General features: G+C 63.0%; 6 protein-coding genes. 2 read left to right on the forward strand and 4 right to left on the reverse strand.

Annotation, left to right across the window (positions count from 1 at the left end; all coding sequences use genetic code 11):
• The first annotated feature begins 75 nt into the window (after window positions 1–75).
• Together WEB61_RS03935 and WEB61_RS03940 are read left to right on the forward strand one after the other, a co-directional pair.
• Entirely contained in the window at window positions 76–1,479 is a 1,404-nt protein-coding gene (locus WEB61_RS03935; RefSeq protein WP_368063021.1) for a mechanosensitive ion channel domain-containing protein, read from the forward strand.
• Window positions 1,480–1,693: 214 nt separating this feature from the next.
• The gene (locus tag WEB61_RS03940) at window positions 1,694–1,840 is read left to right on the forward strand and encodes a hypothetical protein (protein WP_368063022.1); all 147 of its coding nucleotides are present in this window, start codon (window positions 1,694–1,696) and stop codon (window positions 1,838–1,840) included.
• 198 nt (window positions 1,841–2,038) lie between these two features.
• On the opposite strand, the gene galE is transcribed toward WEB61_RS03940, so the two are convergent.
• From galE to WEB61_RS03960, 4 genes are all read right to left on the reverse strand, one after another.
• Window positions 2,039–3,025 (reverse strand): UDP-glucose 4-epimerase GalE, encoded by a 987-nt coding sequence (galE, locus tag WEB61_RS03945; RefSeq protein ID WP_368063023.1) that lies wholly within the window; start codon window positions 3,023–3,025, stop codon window positions 2,039–2,041.
• Window positions 3,022–3,963: a UDP-glucuronic acid decarboxylase family protein gene (locus WEB61_RS03950; protein WP_368063024.1), complete on the reverse strand. Its 942-nt coding sequence runs from the start codon at window positions 3,961–3,963 to the stop codon at window positions 3,022–3,024. Before WEB61_RS03950 ends, galE begins: the two co-directional genes overlap by 4 nt.
• A gap of 100 nt (window positions 3,964–4,063) precedes the next feature.
• Window positions 4,064–5,257: a transferase gene (locus tag WEB61_RS03955; RefSeq protein ID WP_368063025.1), complete on the reverse strand. Its 1,194-nt coding sequence runs from the start codon at window positions 5,255–5,257 to the stop codon at window positions 4,064–4,066.
• A 62-nt stretch (window positions 5,258–5,319) separates the two neighbouring features.
• Window positions 5,320–5,795, reverse strand: a 476-nt coding sequence (locus tag WEB61_RS03960) for an N-acetylneuraminate synthase family protein (protein WP_368063026.1), incomplete at its 5' end; no start/stop codon positions are given.

A 5,795-nucleotide genomic window follows, 5' to 3' on the forward strand; every position in this document is an offset into this window, starting at 1 on the left:
GGTCGGGTTTTTTGTGGGCCGGGTTGCTGAACTGGTACTATCCATTCTGGTGGGCACCCTTCGATCGAGGAAGACATGATCCTGCTTTGCCAGCATCCGAAAAGTTGCCTCGTCCGGCTTGTTGGATGCCTGCGCGCCGCAGGGGTTGCCATGCTGCTGTTTGTCTGTGCGACGCCTGCCCTGGCGCAGGATGTTGCCCCAACCGTGTCGCCGCAGGCCGTGAAGATCGTTCCCGAAGCGAGCGATGCGAAGATTGAGGAACGCCTGCAACGCATCCTGCAATCGACCGGATGGTTCGAGGCGACCCGCGTCTCGGTGCATGACGGGGTGGTCTTCCTCGACGGCACGACGGGAACGCCGGCGCACCGGGCCTGGGCCGGCACGCTTGCCGAAAACATGCAAGGCACTGTCGCCGTCGTCAACCGGATCGAGGCCAATGCCGATGTCGGCTCCACCCTGGCGCGCGCAGGCGAGGAATTCACAGGCTTCTACCGCCAGATCGTCCGAGGTTGGCCAATGGTGGCGCTCGCCGCCCTTGTCATTCTGGCGACATGGCTGATCGCCAGACTGGTAGCGCTGGCGGTTCGGCTATTGTTCGCGAGCCGCATCGAGTCCTCGCTGCTATTGTCGGTGGTGGCGCGGGCGTTTGCGATTCCGGTCTTTCTGCTGGGCGTCTATTTCGTGCTGCAATTTTCCGGATTGACACGGCTGGCCATCACCGTGCTTGGGGGCACCGGGCTGATCGGCATCATCATCGGCTTCGGCCTGCGTGACATCGCCGAGAATTTTCTGGCGAGCATCCTGCTCAGCGTGCGCAATCCCTTCCACAGCGGCGACCTGATCGATGTCGGCGGGTACACAGGTGTCGTCCAGAACCTGAACGTGCGCAGTACCGTGTTGCTCACGCTCGACGGCAATCAGGTGCAGATCCCAAACTCCATCGTCTACAAGAGCGTCATCAAGAACTACAGCAGCATTCCAAACCGCCGCGCCGAATTTACGATCGGCATCGGTTACGATTCCTCGGCCGCCAAGGCGCAGGTCCTGATCGCGGAGGTGCTGCAGGCGCATCCTGCCGTCCTCAAGACGCCCGAGCCGCTGGTGCTGGTGGAGGAGCTGGGCGCGGCAACGGTGAATTTGCGCATCTATTACTGGTTCGACAGCGCCACCTACTCGCCTAACAAAATCAATTCGGCGTTGTTGCGCCAGACCAAGAACGCGCTCCTCAAGGGTGGTATCGAACTGCCGGATGCCGCGCGCGAAGTGATTTTCCCCAAGGGCGTTCCCGTCATCCAGATGGTGGGCACTGCAGAAGCCTCGCGCGAAGCTGAAAGCGGTGCCGGCGCCTCCCTTGCCGCTGACGAGATGAGCGATACGACGCCCAGCGAAGGCGGCTTGTCCAACGAGGCTGTGGAGATGCAGGAGCAGCAATCCGAAGGCAACCTGCCGGAAGCGCAAGAAAACCTGCTCAAGAAGTAGCGCGCCTTGTCTTGCGCCATGTGGGAGACGCGGCTCGAAAACCTGCAAAACGATGGGAAGAATGATGTGTCCCCCTTTCCCGCAACCAACGATCAGCCCGCTGAGCTTCCGCTCGGCGGGTTTTGTCGGGCAGGTCCCGTCCGAAGTTTGGATGTGGCGCCGGCGCGATTGCGGCGTATGCTGGAGCGGGCCCGGAGATCAACGAGGACATGCCATGAACAACCGGAACGGACTTTATCTTGTGATCGGCCTGCTGGTGATCGCCGCCGTGGCGGCCGGCTATCTGCTCTACAAGGAAGAACAGAAGAGCGGCGTCGACATCGAGATCGGCGAAAGCGGCATCTCGATCGAGGAGCGCTGAGCGCGCGCCACCGCCGGCCAGCTGTTCGTCAGTTGACCGGATCTTGAGCGGGTTTGAACAGAGGCAGGCGAAAAAGGACCCCTCTGTCATCAAACTGTCAAAAAACTGTCACAAATGGATTCGGCGCGTCTCCGAGCGGATGACGGAGCCGGGGAGAAGCGTGTTCAGGGGCGGGGACAAGGCATGGCGGAGGGAAAGTTATCCCCGCCCTCTCTGCATCTTGGCGAACCAGTTCCAGGCATCGGCGATCTGCGCATCGAGATCGACCCGCTGCGGCTTCCAGCCGAGCTCATCGGCGGCACGGCGCGCATCGGCAACGAGGACCGGCGGATCGCCGGCGCGCCGCGGCCCGACCTCGACTGGTACCGCGCGCCCGGAAATTCGCCGGACGGCTTCCACGACCTCGCGTACCGAATAGCCGCGGCCGTTTCCGAGATTGAACTGACGGGACGGGTTCCCGTCCAGAAGCCAGCGCAGCGCGAGGACGTGGGCGTCGGCGAGATCGCTCACGTGAATGTAGTCGCGGATACAGGAACCGTCGGGTGTCGCATAGTCGTCGCCGAAAATGGAGAGCGCGGTGTTGGCGCCGGCCGCCGCCTGCAAGGCCAGCGGCACGAGATGCGTCTCGGGGTCGTGCGCCTCGCCGATATCGCCGTCGGGATCGGCGCCCGCGGCATTGAAATAACGCAGGCAGACGGAGCGCAGGTCGTGCGCCGCGCCGGCGTCGGCCAGTATGCGCTCGACCATCAGCTTGCTCGCGCCATAGGGGTTCACGGGACGCTGCGGCGCGTCCTCGGAGATCGGCGTCTTGTCGGGAATGCCGTAGGTTGCGCAGGTGCTGGAGAAAACGATCTTTCCGCAATCGGCCCGGCGCATCGCCTCGAGCAGCGACAGCGTGCCGCCGACATTGTTGCGATAATAGAGATAGGGATTTGAAACCGACTCGCCCACATAGGCGAAGGCCGCGAAATGCAGCACCGCCGCCGGCCGGTGCCGCGCAAAGGCCGCGTCGAGCGCGGCGCCGTCGGCGAGATCGATCTTTTCCAGCGGACCCCATTTGACGGCCCATTCATGCCCGCGCGACAGATTGTCGATCACGACCGGCGTGAAGCCCGCGCGATGCAGCGCCTTCGCGGTATGGCTGCCGATATAACCCGCGCCCCCTGTGACGAAGACAACGGTCATTGCGCCAGGCGCTTTCTGAAATAGGCGATCGTCGGCTCAAGGCCCTTGTCGAGCGCGATGGTCGGTCCCCATCCGAGCACGTTCTGCGCCTTCGTTATGTCGGGCTTGCGCATTTTCGGATCGTCCTCCGGCAGGTTTCGATATTCGACCTTTGCCTTCGAGCCTGTCATGGCGATGATTTTCTCGGCCAACTGGCGGATCGTGAATTCACCCGGATTGCCGAGATTGATCGGGCCCGAAACCTCCGGCGGCGTGTCGAGCATCTTGATCAGTCCCTCGACGAGATCGTCGACATAGCAGAACGAGCGCGTCTGCGAGCCGTCGCCAAACACCGTTATCGGCTCGCCCTTGAGCGCCTGAACGATGAAGTTCGAGACGACACGGCCGTCATTCTCGAGCATTCGCGGTCCATAGGTGTTGAAGATGCGCACGACCTTCGCATCCATGCCGTGCTGCCGCCGATAGTCGAAGAACAGGGTTTCGGCGCAGCGCTTTCCTTCGTCGTAGCAGGCGCGCGGGCCGATCGGATTGACGTTGCCCCAATAGCTTTCCTGCTGCGGATGCTGCTGCGGGTCGCCATAGACCTCGCTGGTCGATGCCTGCACGATCGGCACCTTGAGCCGCTTTGCAAGACCCAGCATGTTGATGGCACCCATGACGGATGTCTTCGTCGTCTGAACGGGATCGAACTGATAGTGGATCGGGCTTGCGGGACAGGCGAGATTGAAGATTGCATCGACCTCGACATAGAGCGGGAAGGTGATGTCGTGCCGCAGCGTCTCGAAGCGGGGATTGCCGAACAATCCGGCGATGTTTTCCCTGCGCCCGGTGAAATAATTGTCGACGCACAGCACTTCATTGCCCATCGCAATCAGCCGTTCGCTGAGATGCGAGCCGATAAAGCCTGCGCCACCGGTGATCAGGATACGACGACTCATGATTGGCAAACCTTCCTGTCGAATTCAGCAAATATTCAAAATCTCGCCGGGTCTTCCCGAAACGGTCCGTACAAGGCGGAAAATGTCCGGATACCTTACTTCATGCAAGCGCCAAAAGCCTGTCGGCAATCGCTCTCAGCACGCCCTTGCCGCCGTCGACCGGCACGACCCATCCGGCCAGCGGCACGACCGAGGGATGGGCGTCGCGCGGGCAGGCGCCGAGGCCTGCGCGCTGCATCGGCCCGGCATCGTTGATGTCGTTGCCGACATAAAGCACCTCTTCCCATGACAGCCCGTTGCCGGACAGCCACTCGTCCAGCACCGCGAGCTTGTCCTCGCGCGCCTGAAGGCATTCGAGCCCGAGTTTTTCGGCGCGGCGCGACACGACCGGGTTCCTTTCCTTGGACAGGATCAAAAGACGAAACCGGCCGGATTTTTTCAGGAGCTCCAACCCCATACCGTCGCTGCGGGAAACGGTCACGCTTTCGATGCCGTTTTCATCGACAGACGCCGTGTCGTCGGTGTGGACGCCGTCGAAATCCATCACCAGCGCCTTGAGCGGCCGGAGGCGCGCATCGGCGACGCCAGTTGTCTGATCCTCCCCGCTTCGCGCGATCATGTCGCATAGCCGGAGATCGAGGGGGGTGTCGATTTCGACGGGAGGATGGGCGACCGGATAAAGCGCGACGGGGCCGCAGAAGCGCCGGCCGACCCGTTCGAAATCCGCAACCCGCACACAATAGATGGCGCCGCTTTCGCGCCAGGTGGGGGGCAGGTCCTGCCGGCGCTGACGCTGGCCCGCCTCGTCGTGATTGATGCCCTTGCCGAAGCCATCGGGCCCGGACGTCCAGAGGAAGGAGTGATCCTCGATGACGGTGACCGCGCAGGCTGCCTGCCGGTCTTCCATTGCCGCCAGACAGCCATCGATGTCGGCGCCCGTGGTGAAGGGCGAAGTACATTGCAGCAGAACGAGGCGGGAGACGGCCGGATGATCCGCTCGGATGAGGCCGAGCGCATGGAGCCAGCCGCTTTCCGACGTTGCCGTATCGTCCGCAATCGCTGCCGGACGATCGATCACGCGCGCGCCGTATCTTTCGGCCTCCGCGGCGATGCGGGCATCGTCCGTCGATACGTAGATCGCGGCGACCGAGCGCGCCTGCCGGGCCGCGACGACCGACCGCGCGACCAGGGAGAGCCCGCCGACCGGTTTCAGGTTCTTGCCGGGGATGCCTTTGGAGCCGCCGCGGGCGAGCAATATCGCCACGGCCGGGCCCGGCCTTGTCGGACTGGCCACGCTCAATCGCCTTTCAAATGCCGCGAAGCGGCCGGAGTGCCGGGATCATCGAAAGCCGCCCGTCAACGATTGGCCCTGCGCGGCTCCCGGCCCGCCGAAAGCGCGCCATGACGCTCGGCGACCCATTTCAACTTGTCGCGCTGCACCTGCTCGACGGGAAGAATGTCCTGCCACTTGCTGTTGATGGTCAGATCGACACCGCCAATGTCGCGGCAGAGCCGGCGAAGACCATCGGGCTCAAGGCTGGCTGCGTGGTCGGTGCCTTTCCACGTCCGGTCGAGCGTGAAATGGCGCTCGACATGGGTGAACCGTCCGTGGCCGGCCAATTCGTGCATCCGGCCGACGGTCAGCGCCGCTATATCGGTCGAGATGCCGAGGTGGTGGCCCGAGAAGCCGACACCCCTGACCTCGGGTCCGAACTCTTCCATCAGCCGGCCGATCTCCAAAAGGCAGACATCCTCGGCCGCAACCGGATAGCCCGACGTGCAGGCATAGATCACCAGATCCTTCGCGCGTTCGCGTTCCCGGTAAAAGGAAA

This window comes from Parvibaculum sp., from assembly GCF_040882025.1.
Classification (GTDB): domain Bacteria; phylum Pseudomonadota; class Alphaproteobacteria; order Parvibaculales; family Parvibaculaceae; genus Parvibaculum.